This is a genomic window from Micromonospora sp. NPDC004336, from assembly GCF_053602615.1.
Genome location: NZ_JBSGDY010000156.1, coordinates 1 through 15,020 on the forward strand (window position 1 = coordinate 1; position 15,020 = coordinate 15,020).

Consider the following 15,020-nt stretch of genomic DNA (forward strand, 5'->3'; position numbering starts at 1 on the left):
CCGCGGTGACCGCCGGAGCCGACGCGAGGCGCTCGACGTGCCGCCGTGGCAGGGTGGCCCCATGGAGTACACGAACCTCGGCCGCACCGGCCTGTCCGTCAGCCGCCTCTGCCTCGGCACCATGAACTTCGGGCCGCAGACCAGCGAGCCGGACAGCTTCGCGATCATGGATCGGGCCCTCGAACACGGCATCAACTTCTTCGACACCGCGAACGTCTACGGCTGGCAGACCGGCGAGGGGATCACCGAGCAGATCATCGGTCGCTGGTTCGCCCAGGGCGGCGGCCGGCGGGAGAAGGTGGTGCTGGCCACCAAGGTCTACGGCAAGATGGGCGAGTGGCCCAACGAGCAGGGCCTCTCGGCCCGGCACATCGTCCGGGCCTGCGAGGACTCGCTGCGCCGGCTCCACACCGACACCATCGACCTCTACCAGATGCACCACGTCTCCCGGAGCACCCCGTGGGAGGAGATCTGGCAGGCCATGGAGACCCTGGTCGCCCAGGGCAAGGTGCTCTACGTCGGGTCGTCGAACTTCGCCGGGTGGCACATCTCGGTGGCGCAGGAGGCGGCGGCGAAGCGGCACTTCCTCGGCCTCGTCTCGGAGCAGTGCATCTACAACCTGCTCACCCGGCACGTCGAGCTGGAGGTGCTGCCCGCCGCCCAGCACCACGGGCTGGGCGTCGTCCCGTGGTCGCCGCTGCACGGCGGGCTGCTCGCCGGGGTGCTGCGGAAGATGGCCGAGGGCGGGGCCGCGCGCGGCGCCAGCGGCCGGTCCGCCGACGCGCTGGCCGAGCACCGGCCGACCATCGAGGCGTACGAGAAGCTCTGCGGCGAGCTGGGGCACGACCCGGCGGACGTGGCGCTCGGTTGGCTGCTGTCGCGGCCGGGGGTGACCGCCCCGATCATCGGCCCGCGCACCGCCGACCAGCTCGACCGTTCCCTGGGGGCGCTCGACGTCACCCTCGACGGGGACACCCTCAGCCGGCTCGACGAGCTCTTCCCGCCGATCGGCAACGGCGGTCCCGGCCCGGAGGCGTGGGCCTGGTAGCCGGGAGGGAGCCTCAGAGGGGCCAGGCGGCCAGCCGGTCGTAGGTGGGGCGGGGACCCGGGTGGCTGCGTACGAGGACCAGCTCGGCGGCCGGCCACTCGGGGCCCGCGTAGCCGCCCAGGGTCGCCACGTCGGCCGTCACGTCCACCTCGGGCACCCGGTCGCCGGGGCGGGCGACGGTGAGGTGCGGGCGGAACGGCTTCTCGTCGTACGGCAGGCGGGCGTGCCGCAGCCGGGAGCGGATCAGCCGGGCGAGCACCCGCAGCTGCTCCACCTCGCCCCCGAGGTCCACCCAGAGCACCGTGAACCGCCCCCGGCCGAAGCGCCCCCCGCCGGCGAGCCGGAGCCGGGGCGCGGCGGTACGGCCGTCGCGGGACCACTCGGCGGCGAGCCCGAGCGCGCTCTCCACGTCGACCAGCCGGCCCGCCTCGACGTCGCCGAGGAAGGCGAGGGTGACGTGCGCGGTGGCCGGGTCGGCGAGCCGGACGTTTACGCCGGCGGCGGCCGCCGCGCCGACCCGCAGCCGGGCGACCTGCTCCCCGAGGTGCGCGAGCGCCCCGGGCGGCGGGTAGACCGCGGCGAAGAGCCTCAAGCCGGTCCGCCGCTCAGCGGTGGCGCTGCCGGTGGCCGGCCCGGGCGGCGGGCAGGGTCAGCCCGGCGGCGTGCAGCAGGCCCTCCACCCGGACCCGTTCCAGCTCCAGGTCGACGCCGTCCAGCTCGGCGAGGTGCTCGGCGATCCCGAGCGCCCGGCAGGCCTGCCGGAGCCGGTCGTCGTACGCCCGGAGCACCGTGGCGTGCCAGACCGGCTGCCGGCTCTCGCCGCTGGCGCCGTGGCCGCGCAGGAGCCGCAGGTCGGCGGCGAGTCGCTCCAGCGGGCGCCGGTCGGGCCGGTCGAAGTCGGTGAGGTCGATGTCGCGGGTCAGCGCGTCAGCCTCGACGGCCCGGTCGAGCTGGGCGATGGTGCGCCGCTCGCGCCGGTTGTCGCGCCACTCGGCCCACCCGCAGGCGACCCGGTCGATGATCTCGTCGGCGCAGAAGATCAGGGCGATCACCGCCGGCAGGCTGGCCACGCCCACGAAGGCAAGGACCAGCAGCAACCCGCGTCCGACCTCCACGCATCGACGCTAAGCCCCAGCCCGGCGGTCCGCCACCGGATTGGCCGCATCCACGCCATCCGCCGGATGGGACGGATCATCCCATCCGGGCGGCGGCAGGGCTCAGCAGTCGGTGGAGGTGACGTAGAAGCGCGGCATCGGCAGGACCCGGAAGCGCAGCCGGGCGCCGGAGCGACGCAGCTGCCAGGTGAGCGCGATCAGGGCGGTGGCCAGCGAGATCAGGCCGCCGATCCAGATGCTGGCGCCGGCGCCGTAGGTCTCCGCGACCCAGCCGATCAGCGGCGCGCCGACCGGGTTGGTGCCGAGGAAGACCAGCACCCACAGGGCCATCACCCGGCCCCGGAAGGCGGCGTCGGTGCCGAGCTGGACGCGCTGGTTGGCGGCCTGGGCGAAGAACACCATGAAGAACCCGGTGGGCAGCAGCAGCGCCACCACCATCCAGTACGCCGAGGCGAGCCCGACGAGGGTGCCGAAGCTGGCGCAGCCGACGGCGGCGCCGAGCACCAGCCAGACCGAGGGGCGGCTGCGCCGCCCGGTGCCGGCGAGCGCGCCGACCAGCGCGCCGACGGCCAGCGCGGTGCTGAAGAGCCCGAACGAGGCGGCGCCGGTCTTGAAGACGGTCTTGGCCAGCGCGGCCAGGGTGAGCTGGAAGTTGAACAGCGACATGCCGATCACCGACATCACCGCCATCGGCAGCAGCAGGTCGGGGCGGCGCCAGACGTAGCGCAGCCCGTCGACCACCTTGGCCGACGCCCGCTCGTCGCGCGGCGGCAGCGCCTCCCGGTGCAGCTCGGCCGGGCGCATGCGGACCACGTTGACCAGCGGGGCGATCGAGCTGAGAGCGGTGAACAGGAAGACCGGCCCCACGTCGAAGGCGGCGATGGCCAGACCGGCGACGGCCGGCCCGACGATCCGCGCGGAGTTGAACACGGCCGCGTTCAGCGAGAGCGCGTTCGGCAGCAGCGAGGTGCCGACCAGCTCCGAGACGAACGCCTGCCGGACGGGGGTCTCCACGGCGTTGGCGACACCGAGCAGGGCCGCGAACGCGAAGACGTGCCAGAGCTGTACGAGGCCGGTGATCACCAGCAGGCTCATGGCGAGCGCCAGCACGGTCCAGAACGCGTTGGCGACGAAGAGCAGCATCCGCTTGTCGTAGCGGTCGGCGAGCCGCCCGGAGAGCAGGGTGAGCAGCAGCACCGGGGTGAACTGGAGGGCGGTGACCACGCCGAGCGCGGTGGCGGAGTTGTCGGAGAGCTCGAGGACGAGCCAGTCCTGGGCGATGAACATCATCCAGACACCGATCAGCTTGATCAGTTGCCCGGATGCGAATAGCCGGTAGTTGCGGACCTGTAGGGACTGGAACATCGTGCTCAGCTTCGCCTGCACTCTTGGTGCGCCTCCTCGCGGTCGTACGCGTCATGGACGGCGGACGGCGCGGTGGTGCGAGGCGCGCGCTCAGGCGCGGGCGAGCTGCTGCAGGATCTCCGCGGCTCGCCGCAGGGTGTCCCGTTCGGCCTCGCCCAGCTCGGCCAGCCGGCGGGCCAGCCACTCGTCGCGGGCGCGCTCGAACTGGTCGAGCACCGCCCGTCCTCCCTCTGTCGCCGCGAGGATGACCTGTCGGCCGTCGGTCGGGTGGGGGGTGCGCTGCACGAGGCCGCGCTCCTCCAACTTCGCGACGATCTTGGTCATCGTCGGCGGCTGCACCCGTTCGACGTCGGCCAGTTCCCGGGGCGTCAGCGCGCCCGCCAGCCGGAGGCTGGTGAGCGCGGAGAGCTGGGTGACCGTCAGGTCGCCGACCGGCCGGGCCTGGCGGACCCGTCGGTTGAGTCGGGTGATCGCATCACGCAACTGAGGTGCCAGCTGCGCCGGTGGCACGCGCTTCGCCGTCACCGTCCGCTCCGTCACGATAGTTAGCCTAACTAATTAGCCTGGCCAATGAGATGCGATATGACCAGCCTCACGGGAGGTTTGCCCTGCTCCGGGCCGGGTGACCGAGTCGGCGACCCGGCCCGGAGCGCAGGGTGGTCAGAGCACCACGGACTCGATCGGCCCGCGCAGGAAGTACAGCACGAAGAGGGCCGCCACCCCGTACAGCAGCGGGTGGATCTCCCGGGCCTTGCCCTTGGCGAGCTTCACCACCACGTACGTGATCAGGCCGGCGCCGATGCCGTTGGAGATCGAGTACGTGAAGGGCATCAGCACGATCGTGAGGAACGCCGGGACGGCGATCTCGTAGTCGGACCAGTCGATCGTGCGGACCGCGGTCATCATCAGGAAGCCGACCACCACCAGCGCGGTCGACGCCGCCTCGAACGGCACCACCACGACCAGCGGCGCCAGGAACATCGCCAGCAGGAACATGCCGCCGGTGACCAGGTTGGCCACGCCCGTCCGGGCGCCCTCCGCCACACCGGCGGCGCTCTCGATGTACGACGTGTTGCTGGAGGTGCTCGCCGCGCCGCCGGCCGCCGCCGCGATCGAGTCGACCAGCAGGATCTCCCTCGCCCGCGGCGGGGTGCCCCGCTCGTCGAGCATCTCCCCCTCCTGCCCGACCGCGACCATCGTGCCCATGGTGTCGAAGAAGTCGGTGATGAGCAGGGTGAAGACGAACATCAGCACGACGACCCAGCCGGCGCGGCCCCACGAGTCGAACACGTTGAAGTTGCCGAGCAGCGACAGGTCCGGCAGGTCCACCCAGGTCTTGGGGAACTCGGGCACGTTCAGCGCCCAGCCCTTCGGGTTCGGCTCGCCGTTGACGAACGACGGCCCGATGTTCCCCACCGCCTCAACGATCATCGCCAGCACCGTGGAGCCGAGGATGCCGATCAGGATCGCGCCCTTGACCCGGCGCACCAGCAGCACGACGGTCAGCAGCAGGCCGACCACGAAGACCAGCATCGGCCAGCTGCCCAGGCTGCCGTCGATGCCCAGCCCCACGGGAACGGTGGTGTTCTCCACGTCCGGGATCCGACGGACGAAGCCGGCGTCGACCAGGCCGATGATGGTCAGGAAGAGGCCGATGCCGACGCCGATCGCCGTCTTCATCTGCGTCGGCACCGAGCGGAACACCGCCGTACGCAGGCCGGTCAGCACCAGCACCGCGATGATCACACCCTCGATCACCACGAGGCCCATCGCGTCCGCCCAGGTCATCTCCGGAGCGATCTCGTACGCGACCAGCGCGTTGACGCCGAGGCCGGCGGCGAGGGCCAGCGGGAACCGGCCCACCACGCCCATCAGGATCGTCATCAGGCCGGCGACCAGGGCGGTGGCCGCGGCGAGGGCGGGGATGGAGAGCTTCTTGCCGTCGCCGTCGACGGCACCACCGAGGATGAGCGGGTTGAGCACCACGATGTAGGCCATCGTGAAGAAGGTCGCCAGGCCCCCGCGTACCTCGCGGCTCATCGTCGAGCCACGGGCGGAAATCTCGAAGAAGCGGTCGAAACCGCCACGCGGACGAGCGGGGTCGGGTGATGTGCCGTTGTCGGGCGGCGCTACTTTCATCAGATCCTCGCAGCTGATCTTCCGTTGTCGCGCGCATCGTCGCAGATCACCGGCCAGCAGGGAAAGTTGATCGCGTACGCTTGCCGCGTGCCGAAGGAGCAGCCACCGCGCCCCGAGCCGCTCGACCCGCCGATGGTGCCGTTCGCCCTCGCCGGGATGGCGGCCTGGGCGATCGCCGGGCTGACGCTGCTGGTGTTCCGCGACCGGCTGACCGAGCACGGTCACCAGGACTGGCTGTGGGTCTGCCTGGCCGGTTTCCTGTGGGGGTTCCCCGGTCTCGCCGTGATGATGCGGCACGACGCCAACCGACGCCGCCGCCGAGCGGGCCGCTGACCTGGGCCGACCCGCCCGTACGCCCGCGCCGGCCGGGACGACCCCGGCGCCGCGCCGGACGCGTCAGGGGTGGCCGTACGGCTCCGCCGGCTCCGACGCCTCCACCGAGCCGGGCGCCCGGCTGACCGACACGGGCTCCACCGCGCTGTCGTCGTAGACCGTCGGCATCTCGTCGACCGGGGTGTCGGCCGTCTCGATCAGGGTCTCGGAGTGGGCGCCGCAGCCGTGGTCGGCGCTGACCACCCGGCCGTCGTCGGGGGCGTAGAAGTTGCCGCAGGCGCCGAAGGACTGCCGCAGGGCGCCGGCGAGCGGCAGGTAGAAGCCGCACGTCCCGCAGCGGGCGGCGGCGGGAGCCGCGACCGAGATCGCCGCGGCCGGGCCGTGGTCGCCGTCGTACCAGCGCTGGGCGGCCTCGATGCGCCCCTCCCGGGAGAGCACCCGGGCGCGGCCGAGCCCGAGCTCCCAGGCGGTCTCCTCGACCGCCGGGTCGTCGGAGAGCAGGTAGCCGGGCTGGAGCCGCTCGTCGTCCGGCGGCGTGGGCAGCAGGTCACCGGGGCCGAGGTCGCCCGGCTTGAGCCGCTCCTGCCAGGGCAGCCAGCCGGGCGCGAGCAGCGCGTCCGAGCCCGGCAGCAGCACCGTCTCGCAGACGGTGACGTGCCGGCTGCGGGGCACCCGGGTGACGGTGACCGCCCACCGCCAGCCGCGGTAGCCGGCGAGCCGGCACTCGAAGTAGTGCGTGACGAGCCGGTCGCCCTCGGCGACGGCCTGCAGGTGGTCGCCGACGTCCGAGGCCTCGACCTCGGTGATGGCGTCGCGCGCCACCTCGACGGCGACGGCGCAGACCTGGTCGAGACGAGCGGCGCGGGCGGAGGCGGGCCTGGTCACCCACCCATTGTTCCCCATGCGTACGGCGAACCGACAGGCACCCGCCGATGACGTTCTGGCGCAGTGGTGCGGCGTGCGCCGACCGGATGGGCCAGGATGGTGGGCATGCCGCTGTTCTCCCGCTCCGGGCGGTCCGTACTCGGGCAGACCGTCGGCACCGGCATCAGGGCCGTGCGCCTGCTGTTCCGGGGCTCGGTCAGCGGTGGGCGCTGGATGACCCGCCGGGCCGGCCACGCCCGCACCCGGGGCGCCGGGGGCGAGGTCGGCATGGTCCGGCTCTTCGACCTGCACGCGGTCTCCTGCGCCGGTGACACCCTGATCGCCATCGGCCTGGCCGGGACGATCTTCTTCAACGTCCCGCTCGGCGAGGCACGCAGCAAGGTGGCGCTCTACCTGCTGGTGACCATGGTGCCGTTCGCCATGCTCGCCCCGGTGGTGGGCCCACTGCTCGACCACTTCCGGCACGGCCGGCGGTACGCCCTGGCCGCCACCATGCTCGGCCGCGCCTTCCTGGCCTGGCTGATCTCCGACTACATCCACGGCTTCGGGCTCTATCCGGCCGCCTTCGGCGTGCTGGCGCTCTCCCGGGCCTACGGGGTGGCCCGCTCCGCGGCGGTCCCTCGGCTGCTGCCCGAGGGGCTGGGCCTCTCGCAGGTGGGCGCCCGGGCCAGCGTCTACGGCACGGTGGCCGGCGCGCTCGTCGCCCCGATCGGGCTGGCCGCCTTCTGGTTCGGGCCGCAGTGGCCGCTCCGGGTCGCCTCGGTCATCTTCCTGGTCGGCATGGTGATCGCCCTGCGGCTGCCGCCGAAGGCCGACTCGGAGCCGCCGGAGCGGGTGCCCCGGCCGCTGCGGGCGCTCGGCCGCCGCAACGGCGACCGCCCGCTGGGCCGGGGGCGGCCGGCGGGCCGGCTCGTGATCGCCACCCTGATCGGCGCCGCGACGCTGCGCGCGGTCTATGGCTTCCTGCTGCTCTTCCTGGCCTTCGCGATCAAGGCGGGCGACCTGACCACCGTCGTCTTCGGCCGGGACCTGGGCGACGAGGGGGCGCTCGGCCTGGTCGGCGCGGCGCTCGCCGTGGGCACCTTCCTGGCCACGGCGGTCGGCACCCGGCTGCGCATCCACCGGCCGGCCGCGATCCAGTCGAGCGGCATGGTGATCGTGGCCGGGGTGGCGATCCTCGCCGCGCTGAAGTTCTCGCTGCCCATGGTCGCCCTGCTCTGTCTGGTCGCCGCGCTGAACAGCGGCATCGCCAAGCTCGCGGTGGACGCCTCGATCCAGGAGCGCATCCCGGAGCGGCTGCGGGCCAGTTCCTTCGCCCACTCCGAGACGGTGCTGATGCTCGCCTTCGTCGCCGGGGGCGGGCTGGGGCTCGTACCCTTCGACGGCCGGATCGGGATCGCCGTCGCCGCCGCCGTCGGCACGGTGGCCGCCGCCCGGGGCATCGTGGTGGCCGGCCGGCTGCGCGCCGAGCGGCTGCACGGCCGGCCGCTGGGCGACGAGGAGCTGGCCGAGGAGACGGCCGGGACCGACCCGGACGGCCCCGGCGCCGACGGCGCGGAGACGCGCGACCCGGGCGCCGGGGACCGGTACGACCCCGCGCCCACCTCCCCCGCCCCGGCGCAGGGCGGCTCGCCGCTGGACGACCCCGGCCTGGCCCCGCCGGGCTACCACATCTACCGGCCGTCGTCGGCCGTCGGCGGCCCCGGCGGGACCGACGACGAGACCCGCCGCGAGTCGCAGGGTCCGCTCTCGTGACCGGGCTGCTGGTGGTCACGGCGGTGCCGGCCGAGGCCGAGGCGATCCGGGCCGGCCTCGGCGATTCCACGACGACTGTGCTGCCGGTGGGGGTCGGGCCGGCCGTGGCCGCCGCCACCACCGCCCGGCTGCTGGTGCTCGCCGAGGCCGCCGGCCGGCCCTACCGGGGCGTCGTCGGCGCGGGCGTGGCGGGCGGCTTCACCGGCCGCGCCGAGGTGGGCGCCACGGTGCTCGGCAGCGTGGCCGTGGCCGCCGACCTGGGCGCCGAGTCGCCGGCCGGCTTCATCCCGGTCGACGAGCTGGGCATGCCGGCGGACTGGCTGGGCGGGGGCACCGCCCTCGCCGCCGATCCCGACCTGCTCGCCCGGCTGCGGGCCGCCCTCCCGACGGCCACCGTCGGCCCGGTGCTGACCGTCAGCACGGTGACCGGCACCGCCGCCAGCACCGACGCGCTGCGCCGCCGGCACCCGGACGCGGTCGCCGAGGCCATGGAGGGGTACGGCGTCGCCGTCGCCGCCGCCCAGGCCGGCCTCCCCTTCGCCGAGCTGCGTACGGTCTCGAACCCGATCGGTCCCCGCGACCGCGACGCCTGGCGCATGCGCGAGGCGCTCGCCGCCCTGACCACCGCCGCCGCAGCCCTGGCCTGAACAGGCGCCGCGGCCCTGGCCTGAACCGGCTCGGAATCGTGCCGTCAGTCTGCGAGCGCCGGCCTGCGTTCGAGCCGCAGCGACCACGGCCGGCTCGCCTCCAACTGGTATCCACAGGCCAACAGCAGGTCGACGTCGTCGAATCGGGCAACCGCCCCGGCGCTCCGGATGCCCACCCGGTCCATCTCGTCGGTGAGCAGGCCGACCAGCCGGCGACCGATGCCGAGCCGCCGGTAGTCCTCGGCCACGAGGACACCGTCGAGAACGATCTCCCGGTCGTCGCTCGGGCCTTCGCCGTACATAAGGTGCCGGCTGCGCTCGTAGGCCCGCAGCTCACCGACCTGCTCGCCGCCCGGCAGTTCGGCCACGAACCGCCACGACGTCGCCGGCAGGCCATTCGTCACCCGGCGCACCCGAGTCGTGCGCCGGATCTCCGCGGCCCACCGGCGCTTGTCCCGGTAGGCACGGTTCCGCTCGTATGTCGCCGCCGGTACCGGAAGCGGCCACAGCGGGGGTGGCAGGTTGTACCAGTTCGCCCACCAGGCACCGGGCCAGTCCCTCGGCTCCCGAACCTCCCACGCGTCGAGGTGGGCGGGATAGCGCCGGCCAGCCACGTCCCGCAGCCCGTCGTGCGGCACCGCCGGCAGCGGCTCGCCGGCGTTCTCGTTGTCGTCGCTGTTGTCGTTGTGGTTGTCGTAGTCGTTGTCAGTCCGGCCGGCCCCGTTGACCGCCACCTTCCCGCCGGCAGCCCGGACGAGCCGTTCCACCGTGCGGAACCTGGGATCGGTCGCCCGCCCCGACTCGATCCGGGCCAGGGTGGCCTGCGGCACCCCGGACAGCTCGGCCAGTTCCCGCTGGCTCAGGTCCGCGAGACGCCGCAGGGACCGAAGGGCCGCGCCCAGGTCAACCGCCTCATTCAGCTCTCCCACCAGACCATGCTCGCGGTCCGGTGCGGCCTCTTCAACAGCCCTCCCGAAGTTGTGGACAACCCTGTGGACAACCTCGGATCGGGCGGTGCATACCTTGTCGTGACGCTGTCGAGCTGAATCGTTTACGACATCAACGGCGAACGCCGGGCAGAACGCACGGGCAACGCCCCACGCGAACAAACACGGCGTGCGCGTCTCGCCGAAGCAGGCACGCCAGCGAGGAAAGCCGGGCGTAGGGGCAACAGCGAGGCCGGCATTGCTCTGCACCCTGATCGGCACCACCCCACCGAGCATCGGCGGTGGGGTGGTCGGCGGATGGGCGTCGGACGGTGGATGAATCGTTTACGACATCAGCTCGAAAGCGGCCGCATGCATATCCATGGACGCACCGCACCCCAGACACAAGCACCGCGTCCCCAGACGCAAGCACCGCATCCCCAGACGCAAGCACCGCATCCGAGGCCCGACGTCTCAGAGTCGCGGGGTCCGTCACAGTCACGGGGACCGGGCGGAACTGGACCGCCGGGGGCGGGGCTACCGTGGGGGCGTGGCGCTCTCGCTGGCGATCTCGCCCTGCCCCAACGACACGTTCGTCTTCCACGCCCTCGTGCACGGCCTCGTGCCCGGCGCGCCGCCGGTCGAGGTGACGTACGCCGACGTCGACGTGACCAACACGGCGGCCGAGCGCGGGGCGTTCGACCTGGTGAAGGTGAGCTACGCCGCGCTGCCGTGGCTGCTGGACGACTACCACCTGCTGCCCTGCGGCGGCGCGCTCGGCCGTGGCTGCGGCCCGCTGGTGCTGACCCGGGGCGACCGCGCCGACCTGACCGCCGGCACCCACAACGCCGAGGACACCGGCGGCAGCAGCAGCGGCGGCGGCACCGGCAGCAGCAACGACGGCGGCAGCGGGCGGGCCGACCTCAGCGGGGCCACGGTGGCGGTGCCCGGCGACCGGACGACGGCGTACCTGCTCTTCCGGCTCTGGGCGGCGGACCGACCCCCGGCACGCATCGAGGTGGTCCCGTTCCACGAGATCATGCCGGGCGTGGCCGCCGGCCGGTACGACGCCGGCCTGGTCATCCACGAGGCCCGGTTCACCTACCCGCGGCACGGCCTGACCGCGCTGGTCGACCTGGGCGAGTGGTGGGAGGCCGACACGGGCCTGCCCATCCCCCTCGGCGCCATCCTGGCCCGGCGCGGCGCGGTGGACCCGGAGGCCGCCGCCGGGTGGATCCGCGAGTCGGTCCGCCGGGCCTGGGCCGACCCGGCGGCGAGCCGCGACTACGTGCTGGCGCACGCGCAGGAGATGGAGCCCGACGTGGTGGACCGGCACATCGGCCTCTACGTCAACGAGTTCACCGCCGACCTGGGGGACGCCGGGTTCGCCGCCGTGGAGGCGCTGCTCGGCCGGGCCGCCGCCGCCGGGCTCGTGCCTCAGACCTCCAGCTCGCGGGCGACCGCGTGGACCAGCTGAGCGATCTTCTGGGCGGTCTTGCGCTCCGGGAAACGGCCCCGCCGCAGGTCCGGCTGGACCTTCGCCTCCAGCACCTTGATCATGTCCTCGACGAGGCCGTGCAGCTCCTCCGCCGGCCGGCGGCGCAGCTCCGCCACCGACGGCGGGGCGTCGAGCAGCTTCACCCCCATCGCCTGCGCGCCCCGGCGGCTGTCCACCACGCTGAAGTCGACCCGCTGACCGCCCTTGAGGTCGGTGACACCCGCCGGTAGCGCGGTCTTGGGAAGGAACACGTCGCCACCCTCGTCACTGGTGACAAACCCGTATCCCTTGGCCGCGTCAAACCACTTCACTCGACCCGTCGGCACCTGAGAACCCCTGCTTCGCTTGAGCTTGAGACGTCTACCGCTCCAAGGCTAGCCGGATCATCCCGTCCAGCGCCGCCGGGAACGCGGTGAGATCATCCAGCACCGCCGCCGCGCCGGCCGCGCGGAGCTCCTCGACCGGGCACGGGCCGGTGGCGACCGCGATGCCGGGCACGCCCGCCGCCCGCGCCGCGGCCATGTCGGCCACGTGGTCGCCGACGTAGTGGGTGGCGCCGTGCTCGCGCAGCGCGGTCGCCTTCTCCTCGGCGAACAGGTCGCCGGCCACCTCGTCGACCACCAGCCCGAGGTGGTCGAGGTGCAGCCGGGCCAGGCGGCCGAGCTTGGCGGTCACCACCAGCACCCGGCCGCCGCGTCCGCGTACCGCGTCGATCGCGGCGCGGGCGCCGGGCATCGGGACGGTGGGCGTGATCGCGTACGCCGGGTAGAGCTCGCGGTACGTCCGGACGGCCGCGTCGACCTGCTCCGGCGGGAACCAGTGGGCGAGCTCGGTACGCAGCGGCGGACCCAGTCGGGACACGGCGACCTCCGCGTCCACCCGCACCCCCGTCCGGGCGGTCAACGCCCGGAAGGTGTCGGCGATGCCGGGGCGCGAGTCGACCAGGGTCATGTCGAGGTCGAATCCGACCGTCAGTGCGGGCATGCGGAGGAACCTACCCGTCCATCGCCTCGGGCCAGCCGGACGTCCGAGGGGCGGGAGGACCCCCTGCCGGGCTAGCGTGGAACGACGATGACCATCTCACTCGCCGACCACCTGCGGTCGCTGCCCGACGAGTCGCTCGCCGCCCTCCTGCAACTGCGGCCGGACCTCGTCGTGCCCGTGCCCGCCGACGTCTCCGCGCTGGCCATCCGGGCCCAGTCCCGGGTCTCGGTGGCCCGCGCGCTCGACGGGCTGGACCAGTTCACCCTGCAGGTCCTGGACGCCGCCCGGCTCACCCGGGTCGGGGCCGGGGGGACCACCTCCACCGACGCGGTGCTCGCCATGGCCACCACCGGGCCGCACCCGCCCGCCCCCACCTCCGTACGCGCCGCCGTGAACCGGCTGCGCGCGCTCTTCCTGCTGCACGGCCCCGAGAGCGACCTGCACGTGGTGGCGAGTGTCGACGAGGTCTCCCCGTACCCGGCGGGACTGGGCCGACCGGCGGCGGAGCTGGACCCGCGGGCGGCGGCGCTCTGCGCGGACCCGGCGAAGCTGCGCCGGACGCTGCTGGCCGCGCCGCCCTCGGCCCGGGCGATCCTGGACCGGCTCGCCGCGGGCCCGCCGGTGGGCAGCGTGCCGGCCGGCGCGCTGCAGGCCCCGCCCATCGGCGCGGAGGACGACCTGCCCCCGGACGCGACCAACGGCGGCGCGCCGACCGGCTCGCCCGTGCGCTGGCTGGTCGACCACCACCTGCTGGTGCCGGTCTCGGGCGGCAGGCCCGGAGCCGGCGGCACGGTCGAGCTGCCCCGGGAGGTCGGCCTGCTGCTGCGGCGGGACAGCGGCCCGCTCGGTCCGCTGCGGACCAGCCCACCGCCGGTGGCCACCCCGCCGCGCGAGCCGAAGGCGGCCGACTCCGCCGGGGCCGGGCAGACCATGGAGGCGGTACGCCACGCCGAGGCGCTGCTGGAGCAGCTCGCCGCCGAACCGGCGCCCGTGCTCCGCTCAGGCGGCCTGGGCGTACGCGACCTGCGCCGGCTGGCCAAGGCCGTCGGGGTGGACGAGCCGACGGCCGCCCTGCTGCTGGAGGCGGCGTACGCGGCCGGACTGGTCGGCGAGGTGGACCTGCCCGGGGCCACCACCACCCGCTACGGCGCCGACCAGCAGATCCTGCCCACCGCCGGGTACGAGGTGTGGCGCGCCGGCACGCTGGCGCAGCGCTGGGAGCAGCTCGCCCGGGCGTGGCTGACCATGACCCGGCAGCCGGGGCTTGCGGGGCAGCGGGACGACCGGGACCGGCCGATCGCCGTGCTCTCGGCCGAGGCCGAACGGGCCGGGGCGCCGGCCGCCCGACGCGCGGTCCTCGGGGTGCTCGCCGACCTGGAGCCGGCCACCGCGCCCACCCCCGAGGAGGTGCAGTCCCTGCTGGACTGGCGGGCGCCGCGCCGCAGCCGGGGGCGGGAGGCCGCGCACCGGGAGGTGCTGGCCGAGGCGGCCACGCTGGGCGTGACCGGGCTGGGGGCGATCACCTCGTACGGGCGGCTGCTGCTGGCCGACGTCGGCGCCGCCGACGAGCGGGGCGCGGACGACCCGCTCGGGCTGCGTGCCGACGGCGAGGACGGCGACGGGACGGGTGCGGTACGCGCGCTGGACGCGCTGCTGCCCGCCCCCGTCGACCACTTCCTGGTGCAGGCCGACCTGACGGTCGTGGTGCCCGGCCCGCCCGACCCGACGCTCGCCGCCGAGTTGGAGGTGGTGGCGGAGCACGAGTCGGCCGGTGGGGCCAGCGTGCACCGGGTCACCACGGCCAGCGTGCGCCGGGCCCTGGACGCCGGCTACTCGGCCGACGACCTGCACGCCCTGTTCCGGCGCCGCTCCCGCACCCCGGTTCCCCAGGGGCTGACATACCTGGTGGACGACGTGGCCCGCAAGCACGGCGGGCTGCGGGTCGGCTCCGCCGGGGCGTACGTGCGCAGCGACGACGAGGCGCTGCTGACCGAGGTGCTCGCCGACAGGCGGCTGGAGTCGCTGGCGCTGCGCCGGCTCGCGCCGACGGTGTTGTCGACCCCGTACCAGGTGGGCCGGATGCTGACCGCCCTGCGCGAGGCCGGGTACGCCCCGGTGCCCGAGGACGCGAGCGGCGCGGCGGTGCTGGCCCGCCCGAAGACCCGCCGGGCACCGGCCCGGGTGTCGGTGGCGACCCGGACGCTCGACCCGCTGACCGCCCCGAAGTTGTCGATGCCCCGCCTGCTGGGCGTGGTGGAGCAGATCCGGCGCGGCGACGCGGCGGCCCGGGCGGCCCGGCGCGCGCCGGCGGTGGGCCGGGGCGGG

The 15,020-nt window shown here is 74.4% G+C and carries 15 protein-coding genes; 6 read left to right on the top strand and 9 right to left on the bottom strand.

The window, feature by feature from the left end; genetic code table 11:
- Positions 1-61 precede the first annotated feature (61 nt).
- Complete coding sequence (locus ACWENR_RS24725) at positions 62-1,048, top strand: aldo/keto reductase (RefSeq protein WP_452279361.1); 987 nt, start codon at positions 62-64, stop codon at positions 1,046-1,048.
- 13 nt (positions 1,049-1,061) lie between these two features.
- Here the strand turns inward: ACWENR_RS24725 and thpR are convergent, their stop codons facing one another.
- The 5 genes from thpR to ACWENR_RS24750 form a co-directional block, all read right to left on the bottom strand.
- The gene (thpR, locus tag ACWENR_RS24730) at positions 1,062-1,640 is read right to left on the bottom strand and encodes an RNA 2',3'-cyclic phosphodiesterase (RefSeq protein ID WP_452279347.1); all 579 of its coding nucleotides are present in this window, start codon (positions 1,638-1,640) and stop codon (positions 1,062-1,064) included.
- 13 nt (positions 1,641-1,653) lie between these two features.
- Positions 1,654-2,163: a hypothetical protein gene (locus ACWENR_RS24735; RefSeq protein ID WP_452279348.1), complete on the bottom strand. Its 510-nt coding sequence runs from the start codon at positions 2,161-2,163 to the stop codon at positions 1,654-1,656.
- Between the two features lie 102 nt (positions 2,164-2,265).
- Complete coding sequence (locus ACWENR_RS24740; protein ID WP_452279349.1) at positions 2,266-3,549, bottom strand: MFS transporter; 1,284 nt, start codon at positions 3,547-3,549, stop codon at positions 2,266-2,268.
- 69 nt (positions 3,550-3,618) lie between these two features.
- Positions 3,619-4,068, bottom strand: a complete 450-nt coding sequence (locus ACWENR_RS24745; protein WP_452279350.1) for a MarR family winged helix-turn-helix transcriptional regulator — start codon at positions 4,066-4,068, stop codon at positions 3,619-3,621.
- A gap of 120 nt (positions 4,069-4,188) precedes the next feature.
- Positions 4,189-5,667 carry an NCS2 family permease gene (locus tag ACWENR_RS24750; RefSeq protein WP_452279351.1) on the bottom strand — a complete coding sequence of 493 codons (1,479 nt, stop codon included), beginning with the start codon at positions 5,665-5,667 and terminating at the stop codon, positions 4,189-4,191.
- Positions 5,668-5,754: 87 nt separating this feature from the next.
- Here ACWENR_RS24750 and ACWENR_RS24755 point away from each other — a divergent pair, with 87 nt between their 5' ends.
- On the top strand, positions 5,755-6,000 hold the full coding sequence (locus ACWENR_RS24755) for a DUF2530 domain-containing protein (protein WP_452279352.1): 246 nt from the start codon (positions 5,755-5,757) through the stop codon (positions 5,998-6,000).
- A gap of 63 nt (positions 6,001-6,063) precedes the next feature.
- On the opposite strand, the gene ACWENR_RS24760 is transcribed toward ACWENR_RS24755, so the two are convergent.
- A complete protein-coding gene (locus ACWENR_RS24760; protein WP_452279353.1) occupies positions 6,064-6,903 on the bottom strand; it encodes a DUF3027 domain-containing protein in 840 nt (279 codons plus the stop codon).
- 87 nt (positions 6,904-6,990) lie between these two features.
- Here ACWENR_RS24760 and ACWENR_RS24765 point away from each other — a divergent pair, with 87 nt between their 5' ends.
- Positions 6,991-8,640: an MFS transporter gene (locus ACWENR_RS24765; RefSeq protein WP_452279354.1), complete on the top strand. Its 1,650-nt coding sequence runs from the start codon at positions 6,991-6,993 to the stop codon at positions 8,638-8,640.
- Positions 8,637-9,287: a futalosine hydrolase gene (locus tag ACWENR_RS24770; RefSeq protein WP_452279355.1), complete on the top strand. Its 651-nt coding sequence runs from the start codon at positions 8,637-8,639 to the stop codon at positions 9,285-9,287. The genes ACWENR_RS24765 and ACWENR_RS24770 overlap by 4 nt, the downstream gene beginning before the upstream one ends.
- A 44-nt stretch (positions 9,288-9,331) precedes the next feature.
- Here the strand turns inward: ACWENR_RS24770 and ACWENR_RS24775 are convergent, their stop codons facing one another.
- Positions 9,332-10,216: a GNAT family N-acetyltransferase gene (locus ACWENR_RS24775; protein ID WP_452279356.1), complete on the bottom strand. Its 885-nt coding sequence runs from the start codon at positions 10,214-10,216 to the stop codon at positions 9,332-9,334.
- Positions 10,217-10,763: 547 nt separating this feature from the next.
- Here ACWENR_RS24775 and ACWENR_RS24780 point away from each other — a divergent pair.
- Positions 10,764-11,690, top strand: a complete 927-nt coding sequence (locus ACWENR_RS24780; protein ID WP_452279357.1) for a 1,4-dihydroxy-6-naphthoate synthase — start codon at positions 10,764-10,766, stop codon at positions 11,688-11,690.
- Here ACWENR_RS24780 and ACWENR_RS24785 read toward each other — a convergent pair.
- Both ACWENR_RS24785 and ACWENR_RS24790 read right to left on the bottom strand, forming a co-directional pair.
- Entirely contained in the window at positions 11,651-12,037 is a 387-nt protein-coding gene (locus ACWENR_RS24785; RefSeq protein WP_452279358.1) for a cold-shock protein, read from the bottom strand. The two genes, ACWENR_RS24780 and ACWENR_RS24785, sit on opposite strands and share 40 nt — an antisense overlap.
- Before the next feature lie 34 nt (positions 12,038-12,071).
- The gene (locus ACWENR_RS24790) at positions 12,072-12,695 is read right to left on the bottom strand and encodes an HAD family hydrolase (protein WP_452279359.1); all 624 of its coding nucleotides are present in this window, start codon (positions 12,693-12,695) and stop codon (positions 12,072-12,074) included.
- An 87-nt stretch (positions 12,696-12,782) separates the two neighbouring features.
- Here ACWENR_RS24790 and ACWENR_RS24795 point away from each other — a divergent pair.
- The coding region (locus ACWENR_RS24795) for a helicase-associated domain-containing protein (protein ID WP_452279360.1) at positions 12,783-15,020 on the top strand (2,238 nt) is incomplete at its 3' end.